Consider the following 2,154-nt stretch of genomic DNA (forward strand, 5'->3'; position numbering starts at 1 on the left):
CGCCGCCCGCCGGCTGTCCCGGCGCGGCGTGCTGGTCCGCACCCCGCGCACCCTGGAGGCCCTCGGCCGGGTCGACACCGTCTGCTTCGACAAGACCGGCACCCTCACCGAGAACCGGCTCCGGCTGGTCCGGGCGGCCACCGCCGACGGCACCGTCCTCGCCCCGGACACCGCCGACGCCGTACCGGTCGTCCGGCTGGCCGCACGCGCCTGCCCGCAGGAGGAGACCTCCGAAGGACGCCGGATCACCCACGCCACCGACGAGGCCGTCCTCGACGCGGCACCGCCGGACCCCGACTGGACCGCCGAGGGCGAACTGGCCTTCGAGGCCAGCCGCGGCTACGCGGCCGCGGTCGGCCGCGAGCGCCCCGGCGGGGACCGTCTCCTCGTCGTCAAGGGTGCCCCCGAGACCGTGCTCCCCGCCTGCCGGGACCTCCCCGACGAGGCGGCCGGGACGGCCCACGCCCTCGCGGGACAGGGGCTGCGCGTCCTCGCGGTCGCCCGGCGTCCGTGCCGGGGAGCCGACACGGACGCCGAACTCGACGCCGGGCTCGGCGACCTGGAGTTCGCCGGGCTCGTCGCCCTCGCGGACGTTCCGCGCGAGACCTCGCAGGAGCTGCTCACCGAACTGCGCCGGGCCGGCATCCTGCCCGTCATGCTCACGGGCGACCACCCGGAGACCGCCCGCGCCATCGCCCTGCAACTGGGCTGGCCGGAGGACACCTCCGTGGTCACCGGGGACGAACTCGTCGCCATGGGCCGCAGCGACCGGGTCCGCGCCCTGCACGGCGCCGGGGTGGTAGCCCGGGTCGCGCCCGAGCAGAAACTCCACGTCGTGGAGGCGCTGCAACAGGCCGGCCGGGTGGTGGCGATGGCCGGTGACGGAGCCAACGACGCCGCCGCCATCCGCGCCGCCGACGTGGGCGTCGCCATCGAGTCCCGCGGCTCCGCCGCCGCCCGCAACGCCGCCGACATCGTGCTCACCACCGGTGACCTGTCCGTCCTGGTCGACGCAGTCGGCGAGGGCCGCGCGCTGTGGCGCAGCGTCGCCGACGCGGTGAGCATCCTCATCGGCGGCAACGCCGGCGAGGTCGGCTTCAGCGTGCTGGGCACCCTTGTCGCCGGGTCCTCACCGCTGTCGACCCGTCAGCTCCTCCTGGTCAACCTGCTCACCGACATGTTCCCCGCCATGGCGGTGGCCGTGACGCCGAGCGACGACCCGTCGACGGCGGCGCACGCCGCGACCGGCCCGATGGGCCTGGACGTCCTCGGCGCGCCCCTGCTGCGCTCCATCCGGCGCCGGGGCGTGACCACCTGCCTCGGCGCGGTCACGGCGTACCTGTTCGGCCGCCTCACCCCCGGCACCGAACGCCGCTCCACCACGATGGCCCTGTGTGGAGTGGTCGGCGCGCAACTCGTGCAGACCCTCTCCGGACGCCGCCACAGTCCTCTGGTGTGGGTGACCGCCCTCGGCTCCGCCGCGGTGCTCGCCGCCCTCGTCCAGACGCCCGGCGTCAGCCACTTCTTCGGCTGCACCCCGCTCGGCCCGGTCGCCTGGCTCGGCATCGCCCTGGCCATCGCCCTGTCGGCGTTCGCCCCCCGCCTGGAACGCCTCGAATCGGTCCGCCGCCTCTACGACCTCCTCACCCGCCTCGTCCAGCGCCTGGGCGACTCCGCACGCCAGACCCGCCACCTCCTCCACAGCGGCATCGCCCGACCGGTGGCGTAACCCCCAGGGGTGCGGGGAACCGCGCAAAGGGGGTCCGGGGGCGCAGCCCCCAGCAACGGGACGGGAAGGGGCGCCGGGGGCGACAACCCACACCACCACCGGACGCCGCGAACCCCACCGAGTGCCGCGCCCCACAGCCGACGCAGCGCACCACCGCCTGGTCGCGGCGCTCCACACCGGCTGACGCGGCGCGTTTCACCGGCCGGCGCCGTGCGCCAGCACCGGCTGACGTGGGCGGGCACCGCGTCGTGTACCCGACGGGTGTCGTGAGGCACCGGCCGTCGCCGCGCACCAACCACCGGACGCCTCCGCCACTACCGGTCGCGGCGCTCCACACCGGCTGTCGCGGCGCTTCCTACGGGCTGACGCCGCGTCCCGGCCGGCGCCGTGCGCCAGCACCGGCTGACGTGGGCGGGCACCGCGTC

The 2,154-nt window shown here is 76.3% G+C and carries 1 protein-coding gene; it reads left to right on the plus strand.

The features are described from left to right. On the plus strand, positions 1-1,729 hold a 1,729-nt coding region (locus tag B9S61_RS16435; RefSeq protein ID WP_146064865.1), incomplete at its 5' end, for a cation-translocating P-type ATPase. Positions 1,730-2,154 lie beyond the last annotated feature (425 nt).

The organism is Streptomyces sp. SM1, assembly GCF_002910825.1.
GTDB classification, from domain to species: Bacteria; Actinomycetota; Actinomycetes; order Streptomycetales; family Streptomycetaceae; genus Streptomyces; species Streptomyces okerensis.